The 22,724-nt window shown below is 69.8% G+C and carries 18 protein-coding genes; 9 read left to right on the forward strand and 9 right to left on the reverse strand.

The genetic code is table 11. From position 1 onward, the window contains the following. The first annotated feature begins 349 nt into the window (after window positions 1–349). Window positions 350–694, forward strand: a complete 345-nt coding sequence (locus B2K11_RS14645) for a DUF2200 domain-containing protein (protein WP_163619179.1) — start codon at window positions 350–352, stop codon at window positions 692–694. A gap of 59 nt (window positions 695–753) precedes the next feature. Further along, entirely contained in the window at window positions 754–1,305 is a 552-nt protein-coding gene (locus tag B2K11_RS14650; RefSeq protein ID WP_163619181.1) for an NYN domain-containing protein, read from the forward strand. A gap of 1 nt (window position 1,306) precedes the next feature. Here B2K11_RS14650 and B2K11_RS14655 read toward each other — a convergent pair whose 3' ends face one another. After that, a complete protein-coding gene (locus B2K11_RS14655; RefSeq protein WP_239526081.1) occupies window positions 1,307–2,287 on the reverse strand; it encodes a lytic transglycosylase domain-containing protein in 981 nt (326 codons plus the stop codon). 259 nt (window positions 2,288–2,546) lie between these two features. On the opposite strand from B2K11_RS14655, the gene B2K11_RS14660 reads away from it, so the two are divergent. The 3 genes from B2K11_RS14660 to B2K11_RS14670 all read left to right on the forward strand — a co-directional run bounded on the left by B2K11_RS14660 (window position 2,547) and on the right by B2K11_RS14670 (window position 5,710). After that, window positions 2,547–3,848 carry a M18 family aminopeptidase gene (locus tag B2K11_RS14660; RefSeq protein ID WP_163619185.1) on the forward strand — a complete coding sequence of 434 codons (1,302 nt, stop codon included), beginning with the start codon at window positions 2,547–2,549 and terminating at the stop codon, window positions 3,846–3,848. A 110-nt stretch (window positions 3,849–3,958) separates the two neighbouring features. Next, window positions 3,959–5,104: a zinc-dependent alcohol dehydrogenase gene (locus tag B2K11_RS14665; RefSeq protein WP_163619186.1), complete on the forward strand. Its 1,146-nt coding sequence runs from the start codon at window positions 3,959–3,961 to the stop codon at window positions 5,102–5,104. A gap of 15 nt (window positions 5,105–5,119) precedes the next feature. Then, on the forward strand, window positions 5,120–5,710 hold the full coding sequence (locus tag B2K11_RS14670; protein WP_163619188.1) for a hypothetical protein: 591 nt from the start codon (window positions 5,120–5,122) through the stop codon (window positions 5,708–5,710). Window positions 5,711–5,728: 18 nt separating this feature from the next. Here B2K11_RS14670 and B2K11_RS14675 read toward each other — a convergent pair whose 3' ends face one another. The 7 genes from B2K11_RS14675 to B2K11_RS14705 all read right to left on the reverse strand — a co-directional run bounded on the left by B2K11_RS14675 (window position 5,729) and on the right by B2K11_RS14705 (window position 18,901). After that, window positions 5,729–7,348 carry a cyclic nucleotide-binding domain-containing thioredoxin-disulfide reductase gene (locus B2K11_RS14675; protein ID WP_163619189.1) on the reverse strand — a complete coding sequence of 540 codons (1,620 nt, stop codon included), beginning with the start codon at window positions 7,346–7,348 and terminating at the stop codon, window positions 5,729–5,731. A 219-nt stretch (window positions 7,349–7,567) separates the two neighbouring features. After that, window positions 7,568–9,448: an alginate lyase family protein gene (locus tag B2K11_RS14680; RefSeq protein WP_163619190.1), complete on the reverse strand. Its 1,881-nt coding sequence runs from the start codon at window positions 9,446–9,448 to the stop codon at window positions 7,568–7,570. Beyond that, window positions 9,445–13,344, reverse strand: coding sequence for a cellulase N-terminal Ig-like domain-containing protein (locus tag B2K11_RS14685; RefSeq protein ID WP_163619192.1), 3,900 nt, complete (start codon window positions 13,342–13,344; stop codon window positions 9,445–9,447). The genes B2K11_RS14680 and B2K11_RS14685 overlap by 4 nt, the downstream gene beginning before the upstream one ends. A gap of 44 nt (window positions 13,345–13,388) precedes the next feature. Next, window positions 13,389–15,656 (reverse strand): FAD-dependent oxidoreductase, encoded by a 2,268-nt coding sequence (locus B2K11_RS14690; protein ID WP_163619194.1) that lies wholly within the window; start codon window positions 15,654–15,656, stop codon window positions 13,389–13,391. Between the two features lie 77 nt (window positions 15,657–15,733). Further along, complete coding sequence (locus B2K11_RS14695) at window positions 15,734–17,020, reverse strand: extracellular solute-binding protein (RefSeq protein ID WP_204260144.1); 1,287 nt, start codon at window positions 17,018–17,020, stop codon at window positions 15,734–15,736. 58 nt (window positions 17,021–17,078) lie between these two features. Then, on the reverse strand, window positions 17,079–17,972 hold the full coding sequence (locus B2K11_RS14700) for a carbohydrate ABC transporter permease (protein WP_163619196.1): 894 nt from the start codon (window positions 17,970–17,972) through the stop codon (window positions 17,079–17,081). Further along, window positions 17,969–18,901 (reverse strand): sugar ABC transporter permease, encoded by a 933-nt coding sequence (locus B2K11_RS14705; RefSeq protein WP_163619198.1) that lies wholly within the window; start codon window positions 18,899–18,901, stop codon window positions 17,969–17,971. The genes B2K11_RS14700 and B2K11_RS14705 overlap by 4 nt, the downstream gene beginning before the upstream one ends. Window positions 18,902–19,073: 172 nt before the next feature. On the opposite strand from B2K11_RS14705, the gene B2K11_RS14710 reads away from it, so the two are divergent. Further along, the gene (locus B2K11_RS14710; protein ID WP_163619200.1) at window positions 19,074–19,847 is read left to right on the forward strand and encodes an IclR family transcriptional regulator; all 774 of its coding nucleotides are present in this window, start codon (window positions 19,074–19,076) and stop codon (window positions 19,845–19,847) included. A 45-nt stretch (window positions 19,848–19,892) separates the two neighbouring features. Then, the gene (locus B2K11_RS14715) at window positions 19,893–20,597 is read left to right on the forward strand and encodes a CoA pyrophosphatase (RefSeq protein WP_163619202.1); all 705 of its coding nucleotides are present in this window, start codon (window positions 19,893–19,895) and stop codon (window positions 20,595–20,597) included. Window positions 20,598–20,606: 9 nt separating this feature from the next. On the opposite strand, the gene B2K11_RS20670 is transcribed toward B2K11_RS14715, so the two are convergent. Then, window positions 20,607–21,182 (reverse strand): DUF2510 domain-containing protein, encoded by a 576-nt coding sequence (locus tag B2K11_RS20670; RefSeq protein WP_204318880.1) that lies wholly within the window; start codon window positions 21,180–21,182, stop codon window positions 20,607–20,609. A gap of 73 nt (window positions 21,183–21,255) precedes the next feature. Between B2K11_RS20670 and B2K11_RS14725 the strand changes: the two genes are divergently transcribed. Next, a complete protein-coding gene (locus B2K11_RS14725; protein ID WP_163619204.1) occupies window positions 21,256–21,657 on the forward strand; it encodes a PPOX class F420-dependent oxidoreductase in 402 nt (133 codons plus the stop codon). A 77-nt stretch (window positions 21,658–21,734) separates the two neighbouring features. Beyond that, entirely contained in the window at window positions 21,735–22,721 is a 987-nt protein-coding gene (locus tag B2K11_RS14730) for an alpha/beta hydrolase (RefSeq protein ID WP_163619206.1), read from the forward strand. The last annotated feature ends 3 nt before the right edge of the window (window positions 22,722–22,724 follow it).

The raw sequence follows: 22,724 nt of genomic DNA on the forward strand, positions 1-22,724 counted from the left end.
CCGCAAGTCCACCCGACGTGACCCGTCGCCGAGAAGACCCTTGACTGCCGCAGCGTTCGTGGAGCACGCGGGGAGTCGTCCGATCCAGCATCGATTCCTCGTCCCGCGCCGTTAACAGGCCGACGGCTTCGTGTCAACGGGCAGATGCCGGGGGATGCTCTGCCTACGCTGAAGGGGTAACAAAATGCAGTGCCGTACGAAGCGGTCGAGGATCGGCGTTCGGGTCGCCGTTCAAGACTCCCGCGAGCGTGCTGACGGTCCCGGTGGGAGGGCTACCCACCGGGACCGTCGCTGCATCCGCGCGGCTCGCGGCGTCTGCCGCGGCATCCATCGCGATTATCCTGGCGAGATGCACCGCATCTTCTCGCTGAGCTTCGCCGTGCTCTATCCGCTCTACGTGACGAAGGTCGAGAAGAAGGGGCGCACGACCCAGGAGCTCGACCAGGTCATCGAGTGGCTCACGGGCTTCGACGACGCCGAGCTGCAGCAGCACATCGCCGAGCACACGACGCTCGAGGACTTCTTCGCCGACGCCGACCTCAACCCGAACGCACCGCTCATCACCGGCGTGATCTGCGGGATGCGGGTCGAGGAGATCGAGGACCCGCTCATGCAGAAGATCCGCTACATGGACAAGCTCGTCGATGAGCTGGCCCGCGGAAAGGCGATGGCGAAGATCCTGCGCACCGCGTGAGCCCTTCCGGCGTCGGGGGCCCTGCTAAGTTCGGAGCGACCCCGATCGAGGAGAACAGCATGGAGCGCAGCAGCTGGGTGCTGGTGGACGGCGAGAACATCGACGCCACCCTCGGTGGATCGATCCTGGGCAGGCGTCCACTTCCCGAGGAGCGGCCGCGGTGGGACCGCCTGCTGACGTTCATCTCGGATCGCTGGGGCCGGCCGGCGAAGGGACTGTTCTTCCTCAACGCGAGCACCCACCTGCCGATGCCGTTCGTGCAGGCGCTCCTCGCGCTCGGCTACCAGCCGGTGCCGCTCTCAGGGCCGGCCGACGAGAAGATCGTCGACATCGCGATCCAGCGGACGCTGCGGGCGCTCGCCGACCGTGACGACGACGTCGCCCTCGTCAGCCACGACCGCGACTTCGCCGAAGATCTTGCGCGGCTCGCCACGAACGGGCGGCGCGTCGGCGTCGTCGCGTTCCACGAGTTCCGCAGCACCGAGTTCACCGGCATCCCCGGTCTCGAGTTCTTCGACATCGAGTACGACGCCGAGGCCTTCGACGCTCCGCTGCCGCGGGTGCGCGTCATCCCGATCGAGCAGTTCGACCCGGCCGCGTTCCTGCGCTGACTCAGTACCAGCCGGTCGACTGCGAGTGGCCCCAGGCGCCGCACGGGGTGCCGTAGCGGCCCGAGATGTAGCCCAGGCCCCACGCGATCTGCGTCGCGGGGTTGGTCTGCCAGTCGGCGCCGGCGCTGCCCATCTTGCTGCCCGGGAGTGCCTGAGGGATGCCGTAGGCACCGCTCGAGCGGTTGTAAGCCTGGTAGTTCCAGCCCGACTCCTTGTTCCACAGCGACACGAGGCAGCCGAACTGGTCGTCGCCCCAGCCGTAGTTGCCGAGCATGGCGCGGGCCGTGGCCTGCGCGTCGGCGGGGCTGGTGCCGCCCACGGCGCCGCCGGTGGCGTACACCGGCCGAGGCGCCGACGAACCCGAAGACGACGACGACTTCTTCGCAGCGGCGGCGGCGGCCTCGGCGGCCTCGGCGGCAGCCGCTTCGGCGGCGGCCTCAGCCTCCTTGCGCGCCTTCTCCTCCGCCTCCTGCTGCGCCTTGAGCGCGACGGCGGCGTCGAGGCGGCCACGCAGGCCCTGCGTCTGCTCGCCGACCGACGCGGTGAGGGTGGTCACGGCATCCGCGAAGTCGGTCGAGTACATCGCCGGCAGCGACTGCGCGCGCTCGAGCTGCACGACGGCGGCTTCGAGCCCGGAGGTGTCGACAGTGGTATCGGGCGTGCCGACGTCGAGACCCGACGCGGCGATGTCCGAAGCGATGGCGCTTGCCGCCGTCACGGCGGCGTTCGCCTCGGCGACGGCCTGCTCGACGGCGGATGCGGCGGGCGCTGCTTCGACCGTCGCTGAGGGCGACGTCGTGTACGACGCCAGCGTGAAGCCGGCGAGGGAACCGGATGCCTCAGCCTGCGATGCGGGAGCTGCCGTGGTGAATCCGGCAGTGGCCAGCACGCCGATCGCGAGCGTCGCGGCCAGCAGCGCGGGGCGGCGGCGAAGGCGGCGTTCAGCGCGGCGGAGAGTGCGGCGGGCGGGCAGGTGGGGCATGTGGTTGCGCATGAAAGACCGGGTTCCGTATCAGCGAAATGCGCCATCTTGCAGCGCCTCGTGCCCGTTCGGGCGGGCACAAGTCCCCGAGTCTCCCCGGCGTTTCTGGACGGTTCCGGTGCGTTACCTGAACGTTACATGTGAGTGGAATGTTCAAAAAGGCCAGATCAACGCGCCGCATCCTGCGCCGCGCGCGGGCGGGAGAGCGCTCCGAACTACGATCGGAGAACCCCTGCACCGCTATCGAGGAGGCTCGCCCGTGCCCTCACCCACTGCTCCCGTCGCCACCGGCGCCCTCGCTCACGCCGAGGATCTCGCCGCCTTCGTGGCGGCGTCGCCGTCGAGCTTCCACGCCGCCGCCGAGGTCGCGAATCGCCTGGAGGGCGCGGGGTTCACCCGTCTCGACGAGTCGGCCGGCTGGCCGGCTCCCGCGGGCGGAAGATTCGTGGTGGTGCGCGACGGCGCTGCGATCGCGTGGGTGGTGCCGCCGACGGCGACCGCCGCCACGGGCGTGCGGGTCTTCGGGGCGCACAGCGACTCTCCGGCGTTCAAGCTCAAGCCGAAGCCGACGACCGGGCGGCTCGGCTGGCTGCAGGCGGGCGTCGAGATCTACGGCGGGCCGCTGCTCAACTCATGGCTCGACCGCGAGCTGCGTCTGGCCGGTCGTCTCGTTCTCGACGACGGAACGAGCGTGCTGGCCGCGACGGGTGCGCTGCTGCGCCTGCCCCAGCTCGCGATCCACCTCGACCGCGAGGCGAACGACCATCTCGCCCTCGACAAGCAGTCGCAGACGCAGCCGGTCTGGGGGCTGGGATCCGCCGACTCGGCCGATCTCCTGGGTGAGCTCGCCGCTCAGGCCGGTGTCGACGTGGCCCGCATCCGCGGCTACGACATCGTGACCGCCGACGCCGCGCGCGGCGCGACGTTCGGGCACGATGACGTCTTCTTCGCTTCGGGTCGCCTCGACGACCTCGCCTCGGTGCACGCGGGAGTGGTCGCGCTGGAGCGGGCGGCCGAAGGGCACGACGCCGACCACATCGCGATGCTCGCGGTCTTCGACCACGAGGAGGTCGGCTCGGCCACACGATCCGGAGCCGCCGGCCCGTTCCTCGCAGACGTGCTGGAGCGACTGTGGCTGTCGCTGGGCGCCGATCGTGAGCAGCAGCTGCGGGCACTCGCGGCATCGTGGTGCGTGTCGAGCGACGTGGGCCATTCGGTGCACCCGAACTACGCCGAGAAGCATGACCCCGTCGTCCAGCCGGTGCTCGGGTCGGGCCCGATCCTCAAGATCAACGCGAACCAGCGCTACGCCACCGACGGCGCGGGTGCCGCGGCCTGGAACGGGTGGTGCGCGGCAGCGGGTGTCACGAGCCAGGAGTTCGTCTCGAACAACGCGGTGCCGTGCGGCTCGACGATCGGCCCGATCACCGCGACGCGCCTCGGCATCCGCACCGTGGACGTCGGCATTCCGATCCTCTCGATGCACTCGGCGCGCGAGCTCGCCGGGGTCAGCGACCTGTGGGACCTCACCCGCGTCGCCGAGACGTACTTCCGCGGCTGAGGTCGCGGCGCGCTCGCCGCCGCTCTGACACTTCGGGCGCTCGAACGCAACCCCCTCCGCGGATTCCGCCCGGCGCCGCGAGGGTGTCGTGAGAGACCCAGGAGGAGCGCATGAAGGCGATGACGTACCGCGGACCGTACAAGGTCCGCGTCGAGAGCAAGCCCGAGCCGAAGATCGAGCACCCCAACGATGCGATCGTGCGCGTCGAGCTCGCCGCCATCTGCGGATCGGATCTGCATCTGTATCACGGCATGATGCCCGACACCCGGATCGGCCACACGTTCGGCCACGAGTTCATCGGCACGGTCACGCAGGTGGGCGGGTCGGTCGAGAGGCTCCGCGTCGGCGACCGGGTGATGGTGCCGTTCAACATCTACTGCGGCTCGTGCTACTTCTGTGCGCGCGGGCTGTTCTCGAACTGCCACAACGTGAACCCGAACGCCACGGCGATCGGCGGGATCTACGGGTACTCGCATTCCACCGGCGGCTACGACGGCGGACAGGCCGAGATGGTGCGCGTGCCGTTCGCGGATGTCGGACCCTCTGTGATCCCCGACGACATCGCCGACGAGGACGCACTGCTCCTCACCGACGCGTTCTCGACCGGCTACTTCGGCGCACAGCTGGCCGACATCGGCGAGGGTGACACCGTGGTCGTGTTCGGCGCGGGTCCGGTAGGGCTCGCGGCGGCGCGCTCGTGCTGGCTCATGGGCGCGGGTCGCGTGATCGTGGTCGACCATCTGGACTACCGCCTGCAGAAGGCACGGGAGTTCGCGTACGCCGAGACGGTGGCGTTCACGCAGGTCGGCGACATCGTGCGTGAGCTGAAGCGGATGACCGACGGGCTGGGAGCGGATGCCGCGATCGACGCGGTCGGCGCGGAAGCCGACGGTCACGTGATCCAGCACGTGACATCGGCGAAGCTCAAGATGCAGGGCGGCTCGCCGGTGGCGCTGAACTGGGCGATCGACTCCGTTCGCAAGGGCGGAACCGTGTCGGTCATGGGTGCGTACGGCCCGATGTTCAGTGCCGTGCGCTTCGGCGACGCGATGAACAAGGGCCTCACGCTGCGGATGAACCAGGCGCCGGTGAAGCGCCAGTGGCCGCGGCTGTTCGAGCACATCCGGGCCGGCTACCTGCGGCCCAGCGACCTCATCACGCACCGCATCCCGCTCGACCACATCGCGGAGGGGTACCACCTCTTCTCGACGAAGCTCGACGACATCATCAAGCCGGTCATCGTTCCGGCGCCCTGAGAATGGGAGGACGACATGCCCTACACCTCGAACAAGCCGGGCTCCCCGGCCAGCCCCGACGAACTGCGCGCACGCATCCCCGGCTGGGGAGCCGACGCCGACCCCGCGCAGCGTCCCGCGGTGCCGCGGGAGCAGCCCGGCATCGAGACCGGCGCGCATTGGAACCTGCCGGAGGACCAGCCCGGCCGCGGCGGACGCGAGAAGTCCGTCGAGCATGATCGGCTCACGCCCGTGTTCGGCACGGCACAGCCCTTGCATGGAGTAGCCGGCAGAGTGCGCCGCTACGCGTACGACACCTACAGCGAGGGGCAGACCGCGCACTGGCTGCTGCTCCTGCTCGGCGATCGCGTCGACTCGACGACGGCCCACCTGAAATCCCTCTTCTCGCGGCGGCCCGACGATCCGATCACCCAGAGCGGCATCCTGGGGGAGCGCGGCCACCGGCCCTTCGCGTCGCGCTTCGGGCGCGGGCGAGCCGACCTGAAGCACGCGTGGCTTGATCCGCTCCTGGTGCTCGGGCCGTGGCTGCTCGCGGGAACGATGATCGTCATGCTGGGCCGGGCGATCGTGCGGCCGGCCGCCCGCCGGCGCAACGCCCAGGGGTGACGGCGTCTGCGGCCGCGACTACCGCTCCAGTGCCAGGTACTGGTGGGTGAAGGCGACGGCCATGCCGCCCTCGCCGACGCCGGCGACGACGCGCTTCACCGAGCCGGAACGCACGTCGCCGACGGCGAAGACGCCCGGAGCTGTCGTCTCGAGGGCGAACGGACGCCGCGTCTCGGCCCACCTTCCCGATTCGAGGGCATCCGCCCCCGTGAGCACGAAGCCCCGCGCGTCGAGCGCGACCCGCGACGGCAGCCAGGCCGTCTCGGCATCCGCTCCGATCATGACGAAGAGGACGTCGACGTCGCGGCGGTGCACAGCGCCGGTGCGCCGGTCGGCGATGTCGGCGGCGCACAGGGCGTCAGTACCGTGGAGCGCCACGACCTCGCTGCGGGTCTCCACCCGGATGGCGGGGATGGCCGCGAGCTGGTCGATGAGATACCGCGACATGGTCGCCTCGAGCGACTCGCCCCTCACCAGGAGCGTGACAGAACGCGCGTGGCGGCTGAAGAACAGCGCCGCCTGGCCGGCCGAGTTTCCGGCGCCGATGATGCTCACGTCGGCCCCCTGCGCGACGGCGGAGTCGCTGCGCGCGGCGCCGTAGTAGACGCCGTTGCCGAGGAACCTTCCGACGTCGTCGAGGGGGAGCGTGCGCCACACGACCCCGGTGGCGAGGATCACCACCTCGGCGCGGACGACATCGCCCCCGTCGAGCGTCAGCTCGTGCGTCACCGGGTCGAGCGCCTCGACGGTGCGCGTCACCACCAGCTCAGCGCCCAGGCGCTTGGCCTGCTTGAACGCCCGGCTGGCGAGATCGTCGCCCGAGATGCCGAACGGGAAGCCGGTGTAGTTCTCGATCCGCGTCGACGTGCCGGCCTGTCCGCCGGGTGCGAACGTCTCGACGACGAGCGTCCGCAGGCCCTCGGCCGCGGCGTTGACGGCGGCCGTCAGACCGGCCGGCCCGGCGCCGAGGATGACGACGTCGTAGTCGCGGACTGCCGGCGCCACGTCGAGCCCTACGGCTTCGGCGACCTCTCGCATCGTCGGGTTCGCGAGGCGTCGCCCGTCGGCCAGCTCGAGGACGGCGTCCCCGACGGCGTCTGCTCCGGCATCCACCGTCACGCTCTCGAAGTCGACCTGGTTGCGCGTGAGGAAGCCGCTCACACGATGTGCCCGTGCACTGCGCCGGGGGTGGATCAATCGCACCCCGGGCTCGCGCTGCTCCGCGGCCATCGTCTGGAGTGAGTCGAGGTAGCGCCGTGCGAGAGCGGCGACCCGATCGGGCACCGACGGGGCGAGCGCGGCCAGCGTGTAGTACACGGCGGGCTCGAGCTTCAGCACGCGGGTCGGTCCAGCGGCGCGACCGCTGGCGGGAAACGGCGTGCTCAGCGTCATCGGCACCTCGCCGAAGAACCGGCCGGGACTGCGCGTCCCGATGACCCGCTCGTCGCCGTTCACGATCTTGGTGATCTCGGCGAGACCCTCGACCACGACGAAGAGCGACCGCTCGTCGCCCTCGTGCGCGAAGTACTCGCCCGGGACGAGCCGGATGTCCTCGACGGCGCCGGCGAGGTAGGTCAGGCCCTCCTCGGGCACCCCTTCGAACACGCGCATCGCGCGCAGACCGTCGACGGTGATCATGCGGCTCCCAGCAGTCAGGCGGGAGCGCGTGCGCACCCGGCGACGCGATGCGCCACGGGGCGAAGCTACCGGGGCCGCCGAGCGCCGGTCAACCTGAACCCAGGCCGCGCAGACGCTCGCGTGGGGAACGAAGGCCTCCTGTTGCGTGACGCGGTGACCTGCCAGGTCCACTTCGCAACGGGAGGCCTTCGCGAACGGCTCAGCCGCTCGAGTATCGGATCAGCCCGGCAGCTGACCGCCTCCGCTCGCATGACCCGGCATCCCCGGAACTCCGGCGTGATCAGGCGGGCCTGGCACCCCCGCGTGGTCGGGCGCGTGGCCGTGGCCGCCACCCGGTCGCGACGGGTCGGAGAGTCCGCCGTGCGTGAGGCTGAGGTGCGGCGCCGAGTGGATCGTCGTCATGGCACCTTCCTCGGCGAGCAGAGCGTCGAGGATCGTCGAGGGGAAGTGGTTCGCGGCGAGCTCGAAGTAGCTCATGCTGTGGGCGGTGACGCCGACCGCTCGGAGATAGTCGATCGTCCGCACATTGGCGAGCTTCGCGATGTCGCCGGTGTAGTACGGGAAGCTCTCCGGCGCCGCGACCCACGAGCTGGCGGCCTCCACCGCGTCGCCGAGACCGGCCCCGTTGGCGTTGACGTACGAGTGCAGCTCGAATCCGTGGCCCTCGAGCGTCTCAGCCGTCAGCAGAAGCGGCAGCAGCGAGAAGTGCGTGTACCAGATCCCGTAGTCGCCCACGCCGTTGTTGCGCGTGACCTCCTCCGGCATGTGCCCGTTCGCGTCGATCTGGTGCTCGATCAGCTCGGTGGACCGCGTGTACGCCGCCTCGATCGCCGCCGAGTCGTCCAGGTACGCCGCGCTCGCCGTGGTCAGCTCGAGAGCCCAGCTGCCCCAGTTGTTCATGCGATGGAGGATGGACTCTGCGACCGGAGTCGCCGTCTCCGCAAGGAAGCCTGCGAACGCACGCTCTCCCTGCTCCGACCACGCCGGCGTGCCGCGGAGCAGCTCGGCGGCGAACACGAACGCGGGGAAGTGGTAGCTGAACGCCAGCGCGGAGTCCTCGCTGGTGCGCACGCAGTCGACCGTGCCCATCCACGCGTCGATGAACCGGGCGGCGTGTGAGCCGTAGCTCTCGTCGCCGGTGAGCCGGTACGCCAGCGCCAGCTGGTAGGCGGTGTTCGCGTCGTTCTGCAGTCCGTCGCGCGCCGCCCGGTGGGCGGTGGGGTTGTTGTAGAAGAACGGCACGAAGAAGACCTCCGGCGGTGCCGGCGTGCGCGCCATACCGGCGGCGACGTCGGCCATGAGCAGATCGAACCCGGATGCCTGAGGCTCGACGCCGCGGTCCACGCGACGGGCGACCTCGGCGATGCGCTCCGGGCTGTTCAGGACGAGACCGCGCTCGGCCGCCGCGGCGGGCTCGCCCGACCACGCGACGCAGTCCGCGGGTGCCGGCTCGTCGCGCTGCGCAACGCCGGTCAGCTCGACGGAGTCGACGACCATCCGAAGGTCGCGGTGCGCGGCGAGCGAGAAGCCGCCGTCGTCGAACGACGAGTCCGTCACGGAGAGAAGCGGCTGCGCCGCCCCGCCCAGCGAGACGTCCAGCCGGGCGCCGTCCAGGCGAGCCGTCACCGTGACCCAGTCGGTCCCAGGCCGTGCAGCCGTCGTTGTCGCGCCCAGGTACGTCACGCCCGAGTTGCCGGCCGCCTTGATCACCGCGAGCTCGCCGTTGTTGCGGAGCAGGACGGTGTAGCCCGACTGCGTGTAGTCGTCGGTGGTGCCGGCGCGGTGCACGGTGAAGCCCGCCCACGCCGTCGCGCCGCCGCCTTCGGTTCGGAAGGTCGCGGTCGCCGTGCTGACGGGCTCGAGGTCGAGCTCGGTCAATGCCAGCACCGATCCGCGCGTCGAGCCCGGCGTCACGACGCGGGCGGCGCCGTCGGCCGCCTGCCAGTCGCCGGCGGCGCTCGTCCACGCGCTGCTGAGCGTGTCGAAGTCGTCGCGGAACGTGCCGTCCTCGCCGGTCTGTGCGAGCGCCGGCTGCGCCGCTCCCACCAGCGCGAGCACGGCGACAGCGGCGAGCGAAGCTCGCCATCGAGCCTTCATCATCGGTTTCCTTTCCCTCGATCGGTCATTGAGTCGTGATCACGGACCGTGACGGTCACTGGTTTCGACGCCGTCTCGCCGTTGGCGTTGGAGAAGAAGGCGATGAGTGTGTGCGCACCTGGGGCGACGCCGGTGAGCGAGACCGACGCCCGCTGCGCGTTCGGCGTGCGCGCCGTGAGCTCTCCAGAGCCGACGACCACGCCGTCCAGCTCGAAGCGATACGACGTCGCGTTGGTGCCCCACCACATGTCGGCGGTCGCCGTGAACGAGGCGTCGCCGTCCCAGTTGTCGTTGCTCGCGACCGGCGCGGCCGGCGCCGCATGCACGACAACGACCGTTGTCGAGGTGGTGGTGGTCGTACCCTCGGCGCTTATGAGCTCCGCGGTGTACACGTACGTGCCGTTCGGCTTCCCGGTGAAGCTGACGCCCGTGGTCTGAGACATCCCAGCCGTTGCGGTCAGGATCTTCGTCGCGATCATGATGCCGTTCTCGTACAGACGGAACGCTGCACCGGGCGTGCCCCACCAGAGGTTCATGACGACGTCGAACGCGCCGTCGTGCAGGCCGTGCGCGTGCCCGCTGGTATTCGAGAGTGAACCGCGCCCGGGCGGTGCCGCCGGAGTCGTGTCGGCGAAGACGAAGATCGTGGCGGATGCCTCGGCCACGACACCCGCGCCATTGACGGCGCGCACGGTCACAGTGTGCGTTCCCGCCTTTCCGGAGAGGTCGATCGTCGCATCCGGCGCGACGCGCTCTCCGTCGAATGCGACGTCGAACTCGTCGACTCCAGACTCCGCGTCATCGGCGCTGACCGTGAGCGCGAGTGTGTCGCTGTCGCTGAGGAGCGTGCCGTCGGCCGGCATGCCCGTGAGGACCGGCGCGGTGTCATCTGCCGGCGCGGTCACGACGAGGGAGGCTGTGCGGGCGAACGGTCCGACACCGTGGCTGACGGTCACCGTGTCTCCCGGCTCGACCTCGAGCGCGGCCAGGTCGAGCTGACCGGTGTAGTCGAGTGCGTTAATGCCGACCTGCGTCACCTGGAGCGGGTGAACGGCCACGCCGTCGATCGACACACGCACTTCGCCCGTGTTGCCTCCCTCGGCGTCCATGTTCAATGGGGCGCGCAGTGTGACGGTCGCCGATCCGTCGGCGGGGGCCGTCTCGTCCATCCCGATCGAGCTCGATGCGAAAGCCCGCCAGACGAGGGATTCGATCCAGGCGGTGGTGAAGGTCACCCACCCTTCGGTATGGCCGATGTTCGCGACGCTCGTGTTGAACGGATAGTGGCCGTTCTTCGGGCTGCCATCGAAGACACCCCTCGCGCCCTGGAGCAGTCCGTAACCGCCCTGGTACTCCGAGAACCAGCCGAGGTCGAGACCTTCGAACGCCAGTTGCGGGTCGCTGATCCGGTACTGCGCGGCGCGGCCGGTCGGGTTGCGCCCGAAGATGTCGTCGACGTGTGCCTGGGCGATCTCGGCCAATCGTGCATCGATGGCGTCGTCGCCGATGAGCGTCGTCGCAGCCAGCGCCGCGGCGGGAAAGCCGAGGACGTTGCCAGATTCGTTCGGGTCCTCTCCGGACCCGCCGCCGGTGAAGCTGGGGATCGTCCAGCGGTCGTCGCTGTACTTGCGGAAGTCCCACATGTTCGCCGACCGGCTGATTGCGACGTCCGCCCACGCACGGGCGAAGTCACGGGTGCGCTCGGGTGCGTCCGATGGAATCGTCGCTGCCAGAATCGCGAGCGACGTCATGAGGTGGTACTCGCCCTGACGCTGTCCCTTCGTCGTGCCAGGGTCGACGAGGTCGACGTTGTCGATCAGCCACTGCGCCTGGGCGACTGCCGCCTCACGGTACCGGTCGGCGTCGTCGCGACCCTCGCGGACCGCGACTTCCCACATCCGCAGGTTCGGCACGATCGAATGCCCCGGCGGGAACTCACCCTTGCCGGTGCCGACTTGCGTGTACACCTGGAGCAGAGCCGCGGTGTGCGGCGTGTAGTCGTGCCAGAAGTACCTGCTGTACTCGGCTTTGTTCCAGATCGGGAACAGATAGTCGCGTACGTCCTCGTACAGCGCATCAGGTATCCACTCGTCGAACTCGGGATAGGCCCAGAGGAAGGACGCGAGCTGCTCCTTGACGAGAGCGTGATCGTACTGGCCGCGCAGATAGATCTCGGCGCCCCATGCGAGCAGACGGGCGATCTCAGGGCTGCCATCCGCCGTCGGGTAGTGGAGGCCCTCATATACCGCGTCCGGCATCCGGATCTCGGCGATCGGCGTCGGGTTGGCCATATAGAGGTCCACCAGACTCGAGAGCTCGAACGACATCTGGTGAGAGTCCCGCCAGCCGAGGCCGCGCATGCATTGCGCGTGGGTCCCGTTGAGCGGCTTGCCCGTCAGGTCTCCGAAGAAGCACCGCACATCGCTCATGAACGCGATGGCGTTGTCGTAGCTCACGCGTTCGGTCCAGTTCGCGCCGATGCCGAACTCGTACGAGTCGCCCTCGCCGGCGACCCCGTGCACGAGGATCTTGTAGGGACCCGTCGCGGCCGGATCGAAGTCGCTGAACTCGCCGACCTGGCCGTGGACCGAGCCTTCGTAGACGACGGCATCGGACGCGTCGACGACTTGGAACGGCTCGCCGTCCAGGGCGTTCGGTGCGGTGAAGCGTTTGGGACCGCCGAGATCGTAGCCGGTCTGGTTGATGACGACCGGCTGAGGGGCGCCGGTGCCGGTGGAGGGCGTCCACCCGCAGCCGGTCGCCGTCGTCGGGTGGCCCGCGGGGACGGACTCGAGCTGCTCGACACCGATGCCGCCGACGCGGGCGTCGGCGCGGTAGGCGCCGATCCCGATCGTGCCTCCGGCGTTCGCGGCGGGGACGGCGGCGACGAGCGCGCTGTCGATCCACACCGCGACGATGCCGTTCGCACGCGTGACCTCGAGGTTCGCCCAGTCGCCGAGTTCGATAGGGGCTCTGCCCGTGCACAGCACCGCGCCGCCGTTCGGGCGGGCCACCTTGATGCCCGTCGCCGTGATCTGGATCGCCGTGTTGCGCGCGACGTGGCTGAATGGCGCCGTCGCATCGACGAGCAGCGAGACGGTGCCGTTCGCGGCGAGCTCGTCCACACGCACAGACGTGCGCAGCGTGTACGCGTCGGGCAGGTCGATCGCCGCGGTGGGACGCAGGTAGCTGCCTGACGTCGCCGCCGTGTTGTCGATGGCCGCCGCGTCGACCTCGCCGCTCTGGATGCCCCAGGCCTCAATCGCACCCGAGAGCGGCGTCCAGCCCCCGAGTCCGCCGGACCACGTCTCGGCGAACGGCAAGCCGGACCCCGCCTCGGGAGAGTCCTCCACGGGGACGAGCCGCATCCCGGCGGCACGGGTGTTCGTCCCGGTGGTCGTGGCTTGGCGGGCGAGGCGCACGGTCGCCGTCTCGCCGGCGGCGAGACGGACCGATCCCAGGCCCGCCCACGTTCCCCGCGCCGCGTTCTGGTCGACGGTGGTGGTCGTCGTGGCGCCGGCACCACCCGACACCGTGTATGCCGAGCCGGTCTCCGAGTTCCCGGCATCCGGAATACCGGCCTCGACGCGGTAGGTGCCGGCCTGCTCGACGGGCAGGGTCCAGGTGGCGGTGGTGGTCGTGCTGCTGCTGTACAGCGACGGCGCGCCATCCGGGCCGGTCACGGCACTCGGGACCCATGAACCGGTCACCGAGAAGGGCACGGAACCGTCGGCACGAGGGGTCGTGTCCGTCACCTGCACTGTCACCCCGACGCTGGCCGCGGCCTGGGCGGCAGGAGCCGCGACGACGGTGACCGCAGCGACCGCGATCGCTGCGACGGCTGCGAGACCGCGCGTTCGGGCACGCCTCGTCAGCGGGCGAGTAGCGGGAACGGACATCAGGATCTCCTTTGATCGTTGGTCGCGCGGCGGTCCGCGCCGGTTCAGTAGACGCGGATCGACACCACCCGCGCCTGCGGGGCGCCGTTCGTGGCGAGCACGCGCAGGCGGAGCGCCTGCACGTCGTCGGCGGATGTCTCGTGCACCCGCTGCCGGCGTCGGTTGGCCTCGACACGCACGATCTCGCGCCAGGCGCCGCCGCGCTCACGCGCCTCGAGCACGTAGTCCCGCACGAGTTCGGGGAAGATGCGATCGGGCGTGCGGTGGTGGTGCAGGGTGTTGAGCTCCACGTCCGTGTCGTCGTCGAAGACGAGACGGATGCTGCGCACCCGCTGCGGCTCGGACCATTCGAGCGTGAGCGACTCCGCGGCCTCCGGCTCGGCGCCGCTCGGCAGCGACATCCAGAGGTTCGGGCCGCCGTAGAAGCGCTGATAGCCGGCGACGGCAAGGGACTCGTCGAACGCGGCGGTCGCGGGGCTCACCCGCACGCGGGGCGTGCGGCCGCGCAACGGGATGGCGGGCCAGGCGATGACGCTCTCGGACTCGTCGACGGCGACGTTCGCGTCGCCGTCGGCCTGCGGGCGGTGGGGGAGAGCGAGCACGCCCGGAATCTGCGCCTCGCTCAGCACGACCGCCACGCCCTCGGCGGCCTCGAGCACCACTACGACGCTCTCGGGCTCATCCGGGTTCCAGCTGAGCGGGAGACGTACCCACTGAGGTTCGGGCGAAGCCGCGACCCCGACTTCGACGCGCGCGCGCTCGTCGATCGGCACCGCGTTCTGCGGGTGCCCCGTCGTCCACAGCGACGCACCGAGCGTCACGTCGCGCTCCGCGTGCAGCAGGACCTCGACGTGGTCCAGTCGAGGGTCGACGGGCAGCAGGATCCCGAGATCCCGCTCGAGCGCGAACGGCGCCTCGCCGGCGCCCGGCACCAGCTCTGCCGGGTCGAGCGTGCGGGCGGTGCTCGACGCGGTCACGACGGCACGGCGGGAGAGATCGGACGGATCGCAATTTCGGATGCCGAAGACCGAGGCATCCTGCCGCAGCATCGTCTGGCGGAGGGTCTCGACGTGCGCCGTCGCCAGCTCGCGCGGACGCACGCCGAGGTCGAGGGCCAGCGACGCCCCCGTGCCCGCCGCCTCGCCCCCCGCGCCGCAGGTCGCCATGACGCGCGTCGAGCCGAAGGCGACGTGCGTCGCCGAGATGTCGCGGCCGGCCAGGAGCAGATTGGCGATGTTGCGCGAGTAGTAGCTGCGGAACGGGATGCCGTAGATGCCGTTCGAGTAGCGCTGATGAGCGCCGGCCTTCGTGGCGTACATCCCCTCGACCGGGTGGAGGTCGATCGACCAGCCGCCGAAGGCGACGGCGTCCGGATGATCGACCTGGTCGAGGATGTCGTTCTGCGACAGCACGTGGTCGCCGAGGAAACGGCGGTACTCCCTCTTGCCCGGAAGCGAGCCGACCCACTCGAGGTCCAGGTTCGCGGCATCGAACTTCCCGGAGTTCTTGATGTAGTCCCAGATGCCGAAGATGACCGAGCGCAGCTCGTCGCGGATGATCTCGTTGTCGTGGACGGTGTCGAGATGACCGCCCCATTCGATCCACCAGTAATGCGCGCCCTTGTCGCCCGAGCGCAGGATGCGCGACGTGGGGATCGGGGTCTTCGTGATGTCCTTCGCGGAGTCCGGGGCGACGAAGTCGACCGGGCGGCCGAGATCCTTCGTGTAGAAGAGGATCGTCGAGCCGAGCAGCTCACCGTCCGCTTCCTCGGGTGCCCACGACTCGCCGAACTCGTGCGACGCCTCGCGACCGATCCGGTACTCGGCGCCGGAGAGGTGGCCGACGAGGCCGTCGCCGGTGCAGTCCAGGAAGTAGGGGCTCGTGAAGGTCGTGAGAGTCTCGGATCCCATCGTCCATCCGTGCACCGCGGTGACGACGCGCTCGCCGTCGATGTCGGCGGCATCGACCTCGCGCACGTCGGTGTTGAGGAAGACGGTGATGTTCGGCTCGGCTCGGACCGCGTCGAAGACGACCTCGTCCCAGATGATCGGGTTCCCCTCGGGGTTGCGGTACTGGTTCTCGACGTAGAGCTCGCCGATGACTCCGCTCTCGCGGGCGAACCGCTGCACCCCGTGTCCAGTTGCGCCCACGACCCAGACGCGCACCTCCGACGACGAGTTGCCGCCGAGCACCGGTCGATTCCCGATGAGCGCCACCCTCTTGCCGAGGCGCGCCGCGCTGATCGCGGCGCAGACGCCGGCAAGGCCGCCTCCGACCACGGTGATATCGGCTTCGACGTTCTGAGTGCGCATGTTTCCTTCGGCGGGTTGCGGGGCAGGGGAGGTCGCCGGCCCGGGGACGAGCCCGGGCCGGCGTGGAGGAGGGGTATTCAGATGAGGCCGTTGATCGTGTCGCCGGCGGTCTTCATGGCGTCGGATGCCGACTTCTGGCCGATCAGGACCGCTTGGACCTGCTCGGCGATCGCGGTCTCCATCTGCGCGTACGACGGGTACTCCCACAGCGGGCTCGGCTTCGCGGTGGAGGTGACGGTCTCGGTGAAGGCCTGGACGAACGCGTTCGCGGTGACCGTGTCGGAGGCGAGTGCCGCTTCGGTCGTCGGTGGCAGCCCGAGTGCCGCGAAGTAGTCCTCGCTCTGCTGCGGGTCGCTGGTGAGCCACTGCGCGAAGTCGGCGGCGGTGCCGGCACCCTCGCCGTCCACGACGACGACGAGATGGCCCCACAGCACGTGCTGAGGAGTGGACCCCGCCTTGACGACGGGCCGCGCGATGGGGGTCATCTTGTCGCCGAGCGTCGCGTCGGGTGACTGCGACACGACCGACGACTTGCCGACCGGCGCGTCGTCGTAGAGTGCGGTGGCGCCCTGCGAGAAGAGGGTGCGGGCTGCCGCGCGGTCGACGTCGGCCGCGATCAGGCCGTCGTCGTACAGCTTCTTGTACCACTCGACGGCTTCGACCGACGCGTCGTCTCCGATCGTCGACTTGCCGTCCTCGATGATCGGCGAGCCGAATGTCTGCATCCACACGACGATGTCCTTCAGCTGCGCGGCCTTCGTGCTCGCCGCGTAGGGGATCAACCCGATGCCCTTCAGTGCGCGGAGGCCATCCTCGAACTCGTCGATCGTGCCCGGCGTGAGCGAGGCTCCCGCCTTGTCGAACAGCTCGGCGTTGCCGATGAGGCCGATCGCTCCGATCGTCCAGGGGAGTCCGAGCTGCTTGCCGCCCGACGTGCCGGCCCCCAGTGCGGCATCGGTGTAGCCGCGGCCGCCGGTGTATGCCGACAGGTCGGTCAGCTTGCCGAGTGCCGCGATGGCCGACAGCCACGCGACGTCGAGCTGTGCCGCACCGGAGAACTGCCCGCCGCGAACCTGCAGGGTGAGCTGATTCAGATACTCGTTGTACGGGTACGCGCTGGTGTCGATCGAGATGCCCTCGGCGCTCGAGAAGCTCTTGAGCGCCGCCTCGATCGTGGGCTTCGCCGCCTCCTCGGACAGGCTCCACGACGCGAATGCGAAGTCGGTCGGCTCCGCTGTACCGGGAGTCGTGACCGGCGCGCCGGCGCCTCCGGTCGAGCAGCCCGCGAGGCCGAGCAGAGCGGCCCCGCCGAGCCCCAACACGGAGTAGCGCAGCAGAGACCGCCGCGAGATGTCGTTTGCCATGATTTCTCCTTCGAAACAGTGCGATCGGGTGGTGGTGGGAGAGGAACAGCAGGGAGGTTCAGCCCTTGACGGCACCGGCGGTAATCCCGCCGACGAGGAAGCGCTGGAGCAGGATGAAGGCGATGCAGACGGGAACTGAGACCACGAGCGAGGCCGCCATGAGCGCGGGCCACGACGTGCTCGCTTCGGAGATGAAGGTGTTCACGAGGCCCGGGGGAAGGGTCTGCCGGTCGGGACCCGCAAGGGTGAGCGCGAAGATGAAGTCATTCCATCCCCGCACGAAGGCGAACAGCCCTGCCGCGACCAGTCCAGGAGCGGCGAGCGGAAGGACGATCGAGTGGAAGATGCGCCACGGGCCGGCGCCGTCGATGCGGGCGGCTTCGATCAGGTCGTCAGGAAGCGCATCGAAGAAGCCCTTCAGCATCCAGACGCACAGCGGGAGCGTGAAGGTGGTGAACGAGAGGATGAGTGCGAGGTAGGTGTTCAGCAGGCCGAACTGTGCGAAGACGAGATAGAGCGTCACGAGCAGCAGCGCCTGAGGGAACATCTGGCTCGACAGCACGAAGTACATGAGGGACTTGCGGCCGGCGAAGCGGTACTTCGAGAAGGCGTAGCCCATGTACATCGACACGATCACCGAGAGCACGGCGGTGATCACCGAGACGATCACGCTGTTGCGGAAGTAGACGAAGATCGCCTCGTTTCCGAACACCGTCGCGTAGTGGGCGAACGTCACCTCCTTCGGGAACAGCGTCGGCGGGAACGCGAACACCTGATCGCTGGGCGTGAGCGAGGTGGCGAGCAGCCAGTACACCGGCGCGAACCCGAAGAGCGAGATCACGGCGAGAGTGATCCAGGTTCCCCAGCGGATGCGACGGCGCCGACGCCGGGCGGCGGGAGGCGGCGTCTGCTCGGCGAGCACCGTGATGGGTGTGGCGGTGATGGTGGTCACCGGTGGGCTCCCTTCTCGCCTCGCTCGGAGAGCCAGACGTAGACGACGACGAGGACGGTCAGCAGCGCCATCCAGAGGATGCCCAGCGCGCCCGCGTGACCCAGGTCGTACCCCTTGAAGGCGGTGTCGTACACCTCGGTCGCGAAGGTGTTCGTCGTACCCGCCGGTCCGCCGCCCGTGAGGACGAAGATCGTGTCGAAGTGCTGGAAGTTCCAGATGAACTCGAGCAGCACCACCAGTCCTGCGACGCCGCGGATGTGCGGCCAGGTCACCGTGAAGAAGCGCCGCACCGTGCCGGCGCCGTCCATCGCCGCCGCTTCGTGGAGCTCGGCGGGGACCGTCTGCAGCGCGGCGAGGAGCATCACCATGATCCAGGGGAAGGTGTTCCACGTCTTCGCGACGATCAGCGCGACGCGCGCGGTATCGGTCTGGAACAGCCAGGCGATCGGGCTGTCGATGGCCCCGATGCTCAGGAGGATGCCATTGAGCACGCCGTAGTTCGCGTCGAAGATCCACATCCAGAGGAAGGACACGACGACGCCGGGGATCAGCCAGGGGATGAGGAATGCTCCGCGGAGGAACCGTTGACCGCGGAAGGTCTGGTTCAGCACGAGCGCGAGCGCGAGTCCGATGACGAACGGCGCCACCGTGGCCCCGACGGTGAAGATGAGGGTCTGCGTGAGCAGCAGGCCGAACTCGGTGGTGAGGACGCCGATGATGTTCTGCATTCCCACGAACGTCATGCCGGGGTACAGCAGGTTCTCGTCGAAGAATGCCGAGATCAGGGAACGGATGAGCGGGTAGAGCACGATCGCGCACAGCAGCACGATGCCGGGGAGCAGCAGGAAGGCCAGGAACGTGCGCTCGCTGAGCGGGGTGCCTCGCGTGCGCCGAACGGCGGCGGGAGCTGCCACGCGGGAAGTGGTCATCGTCGTCCTTCGCAGAGTCGGACCGGTGCGTCATCTCTGAGCCGCCGGCGGGGCGTCATCCTTCGACGCCGCCTACAGAGTGCACGAGCCGCGCACTATTCGCAACTGCTGTGCACTATGTGCATGGGTGTGCTTTAATGAGCGCACGGGCCGACGACGAACCGGAGGACACATGGCTGCTGACAAGGGCGCGAACCAGAGCGTGGAGAAGGCGATCTCCGTGCTCGAGTCGTTCGCCAGCGGCGAGCCGATGCGCGTGGGCGATGTGGCCCGCGCGGCCGGCATCGGCCAGTCGACCGCCTCCCGCCTGCTCGCCACCCTGGAGGCGGGCGGCCTGGTCGAGCGCGATGCGCAGACGACGCTCTACTTCCTGGGTTCAGAGCTGCTGACGCTGGCGGGCATCGCCATCAACCAGAATCGCGTCCATCGGGTCGGTCGTCAGATCGCCCAGGGGCTTGCCGGCAAGCTCGGTCTCGGCGTCAATCTCGCGCTGTTGCGCGGCGCCGAACTCATCTACCTCTGCAACTTCGAGGGTCCGCTCTCGCCCAAGTCGCACACCCTCATGGGGCAGCGGGTGCCGCTGCACGCCACGAGCATCGGGAAGTCGACGCTCGTCGGCACATCGCGAGACTCCCGTCACGCCCTGCTCCGCGAGCTCGTCGGCTACACCGAGGCGACCATCACCACTCACGAGGCCCTCGACCGGGAGGTCGCCCTGATCGCCCGCCGGGGATACGCCACCGAGGTCGAGGAGTTCGTGCTCGGCCGGGCGTCGGTCGCGGCGCCGATCCTCGACCAGTCCGGACGCATCGTGGCCGCGGTATCGATCTCGGGGCCGCGATCCACCATCGATCTCGAGACCCGTGAGGCGGAGCTCGGCCGGATCGTCATCGAGACCGCGGACCGCATCAGCTCCGGCCTCGGGTACCAGGGCCCCGCCGGCTGAGTCCCGCCCGATCCCGGTGTCGCCGACCGGGCGTACATTGAACCAATGCGCGCCGAACCGACCACCCGGAGCGCGCGGGCACAACTCGCCGCTCTCGCCGATCCCGCCGGCGACCGCCGACCGTTGATCGACCTGCCGCCGGAGCCCCGCGCCCGGCCGGCCGCGGTGCTCATGCTCTTCGGTGTGCTCGACGCGTTCCCGAGCGGCCACGACGCCGAGGCGCAGGCGGTGTCGCGCGATCTCGACGTGCTGCTCCTCTCGCGAGCGACCACGCTGCGGGCGCATCCCGGGCAGGTCGCCTTTCCCGGTGGGCGCGTCGACCCCGGAGACGACGGCCCGGTCTCGGCCGCGCTCCGCGAAGCCCGCGAAGAGACCGGCCTCGATCCTGCAGGCGTCGACGTGCTCGGCGAGCTCACCGACATCTCTCTCGCGTTCTCGCAGCACCTCGTGACGCCGGTGCTGGGTTGGTGGCGGCATCCGTCTCCCGTCCGCGTCGTCGACGAAGCCGAGTCTGCCGCCGTGTTCCGGGCACCCGTCGCCGACCTGCTGAACCCCGCCAACCGCGGCGTGACGGTGATCCGCCGCGACGGGCGGGAATGGCGCGGCCCGGGATTCCTCGTGCGGCATGCGACGGGGGAGCACCTCGTCTGGGGTTTCACCGGAATGGTGCTGGACGGGCTGTTCGACCGCCTCGGGTGGAGCGAGCCGTGGGACGACACCCGCGAGCTGCCCCTCGTGCTCCCTGGATGAGGGCGCGGGTCAGCGGTACCGGTAGTGCTGCGCGCTCGTGTTGACCCAGGCGATGAAGCGCCGGGCCTCCGTCTCGTGCGCGGTGGGATAAGGCGCGACCCAGACCTGCGCACCCCCGATCACCACGTGCGGCGCCATGCGGTTGATCGCACGGTTGATGGTGCGGGGCGTGATGGGCCCGGCTGCGCCGAACATGCGCCGCTCGACGGCCGCTCGCGTGAAGGCGGGACGCCGCAGCAGCGCATCGCCGGAGTCGACGGATGCCTCGACCTCGGCGACCGGCTGGCTCAGGTCGCCGAAGTGGATCCACCGCCCATCGATGACGATGCCGGCGAAGTCCTGCTCCTGACCGCTGTAGCGCACATCGGCCGTCCAGCGGCGTCCGTCCCACCACCGCGTGCGTCCGCGCTGGTCGTCGTACCAGCCGGGCAGCGCGGGGCCGGCCGCGGCGGGCCCGGCATCCGTCCGCAATTCGATGTCGGGCGCGCGCAGATCGATGTACTGCTCGGTCCAGTGCGTGCCGTCCCACCAGCGCTGCTTGCCCGAGCCGTCGTCGTACCACCCGGGTGCGGGTTGCGTCGCCATGAACCGAGAGTAGTTCGTGACACCGAAGCTCGGCGAGCGGCCTCGAGGCGCCGGGGCACGCCAGACTGGACCCATGCCTTCCGTCGACGACATCCTCCCCGCTGACCGACGCCATCTCCTCGATCTCCCGGTGTATGCGCACCTCGGAACCGTCCGGCCCGACGACACCGTGCAGGTGAACCCCATGTGGTTCGAGTTCGACGGCGAGCACGTCAGGTTCACGCACACGAACTACCGGCAGAAGTACCGCAACCTCCAGCACAACCCGTCGATGTCGCTGTCGATGGTCGACCCCGAGCACCCCTTCCACTACCTGGAGGTCGCCGGCCGGCTGGTAGAGGTCGTCCCCGACCCGGAGGGCGCGTTCTACGTGCGACTCCAGAACCGCTACGGCAACCCGAGCCAGACGCCGCCACGCGACAAGGCGGACCGCGTGATCCTCGTCATGTCGATCGAGCGCGCGACGAAGCAGTAGCGACGAGGCGGTAGCGACGAGGCAGCAGCGGATCAGCCGCGGTTCCCGGCGGCCCCGTAACCGGATAGCATCGTCCGGTGTCGACGAAGACCCCACCCGAACCCTTCCACCCCGACCTGGCCGCCGCGAGATGGCTGCCGCTCTTCAGTGCCGGACCGCGCACTCTGTGGATGTTCCGGCTGACGCCACCCGGCATCCAGCCGGAACCCGACGTCGACGTCTCGACGGTGCCTTTCCGCACGCCTGCCGGCGAACGGCCGTACCGGGTCTTCCGGCCGCGGCAGGCGCCTGACTCAGCAGCGGCAGCACCGTTGCCGGCGCTGTTCTGGATCCACGGTGGCGGACTGATCCTCGGTACGCCGCAGCAGGACGACGGCACCAACCTCGCCCTCGCGCGCGACCTCGGGATCGCCGTGTTCTCGGCGTCCTACCGCCTCGCCCCCGAGCATCCGGCACCCGCGGCGCTCGACGACCTCGTCGCCGGGTTCCGCGAGGTCGTCGCTCGTGCCGCCGAATTCGGCATCGACCCGAGCCGCATCGCCGTCGGGGGTGCGAGCGCCGGGGGCGGCCTGGCTGCGGCGCTCGCGCAGCGGCTGCATGACGAGGGAGGCCCACAGCCGGTGTTCCAGCTGCTGGCCTATCCGATGCTCGATGACCGCACCGTGCTGCGCGACGACATCGACACGCGCCACCTGCGCATGTGGTCACCGGCGAGCAACCGGTTCGCGTGGTCGGCCTATCTCGGCGCGGACGCCGGTGCGGCGGACGATGCTGCGGGTGCCGGCATCCGCTCGTCCGTCGTTCCCGCGCGGCGCGACGACCTGAGCGGGCTGCCTCCGGCGTGGATCGGGGTCGGCACGCTCGACCTCTTCCACGACGAGGATGCCACGTACGCGAATCGCCTGGTCGCGGCCGGTGTGCCGTGCGAGCTCTCCCTCGTGCCCGGGGCGTTCCACGGCTTCGACGCGGTGTTCCGCAAGGCGGGGGTGTCCCGGGCGTTCCACGCAGAATGGGCGCGCGTGCTGCGCGGCGCATTCCAGCTCGAGACGGAGACCGCCGGCTGACGT

It is taken from the genome of Microbacterium sp. B35-30, from assembly GCF_010634855.1.
Classification (GTDB): domain Bacteria; phylum Actinomycetota; class Actinomycetes; order Actinomycetales; family Microbacteriaceae; genus Microbacterium.

Bases quoted from the DNA above. Each gene is read 5' to 3' on its own strand.
- B2K11_RS14705 (WP_163619198.1), bottom strand. From the start codon at position 18,901: ATGACCACTTCCCGCGTGGCAGCTCCCGCCGCCGTTCGGCGCACGCGA.
- B2K11_RS14665 (WP_163619186.1), top strand. From the start codon at position 3,959: ATGAAGGCGATGACGTACCGCGGACCGTACAAGGTCCGCGTCGAGAGC.
- B2K11_RS14645 (WP_163619179.1), top strand. From the start codon at position 350: ATGCACCGCATCTTCTCGCTGAGCTTCGCCGTGCTCTATCCGCTCTAC.
- B2K11_RS20670 (WP_204318880.1), bottom strand. From the start codon at position 21,182: ATGGCGACGCAACCCGCACCCGGGTGGTACGACGACGGCTCGGGCAAG.
- B2K11_RS14675 (WP_163619189.1), bottom strand. From the start codon at position 7,348: ATGATCACCGTCGACGGTCTGCGCGCGATGCGCGTGTTCGAAGGGGTG.
- B2K11_RS14715 (WP_163619202.1), top strand. From the start codon at position 19,893: ATGCGCGCCGAACCGACCACCCGGAGCGCGCGGGCACAACTCGCCGCT.
- B2K11_RS14650 (WP_163619181.1), top strand. From the start codon at position 754: ATGGAGCGCAGCAGCTGGGTGCTGGTGGACGGCGAGAACATCGACGCC.
- B2K11_RS14685 (WP_163619192.1), bottom strand. From the start codon at position 13,344: ATGTCCGTTCCCGCTACTCGCCCGCTGACGAGGCGTGCCCGAACGCGC.
- B2K11_RS14655 (WP_239526081.1), bottom strand. From the start codon at position 2,287: ATGCCCCACCTGCCCGCCCGCCGCACTCTCCGCCGCGCTGAACGCCGC.
- B2K11_RS14710 (WP_163619200.1), top strand. From the start codon at position 19,074: ATGGCTGCTGACAAGGGCGCGAACCAGAGCGTGGAGAAGGCGATCTCC.
- B2K11_RS14725 (WP_163619204.1), top strand. From the start codon at position 21,256: ATGCCTTCCGTCGACGACATCCTCCCCGCTGACCGACGCCATCTCCTC.
- B2K11_RS14670 (WP_163619188.1), top strand. From the start codon at position 5,120: ATGCCCTACACCTCGAACAAGCCGGGCTCCCCGGCCAGCCCCGACGAA.
- B2K11_RS14695 (WP_204260144.1), bottom strand. From the start codon at position 17,020: ATGGCAAACGACATCTCGCGGCGGTCTCTGCTGCGCTACTCCGTGTTG.
- B2K11_RS14680 (WP_163619190.1), bottom strand. From the start codon at position 9,448: ATGATGAAGGCTCGATGGCGAGCTTCGCTCGCCGCTGTCGCCGTGCTC.
- B2K11_RS14690 (WP_163619194.1), bottom strand. From the start codon at position 15,656: ATGCGCACTCAGAACGTCGAAGCCGATATCACCGTGGTCGGAGGCGGC.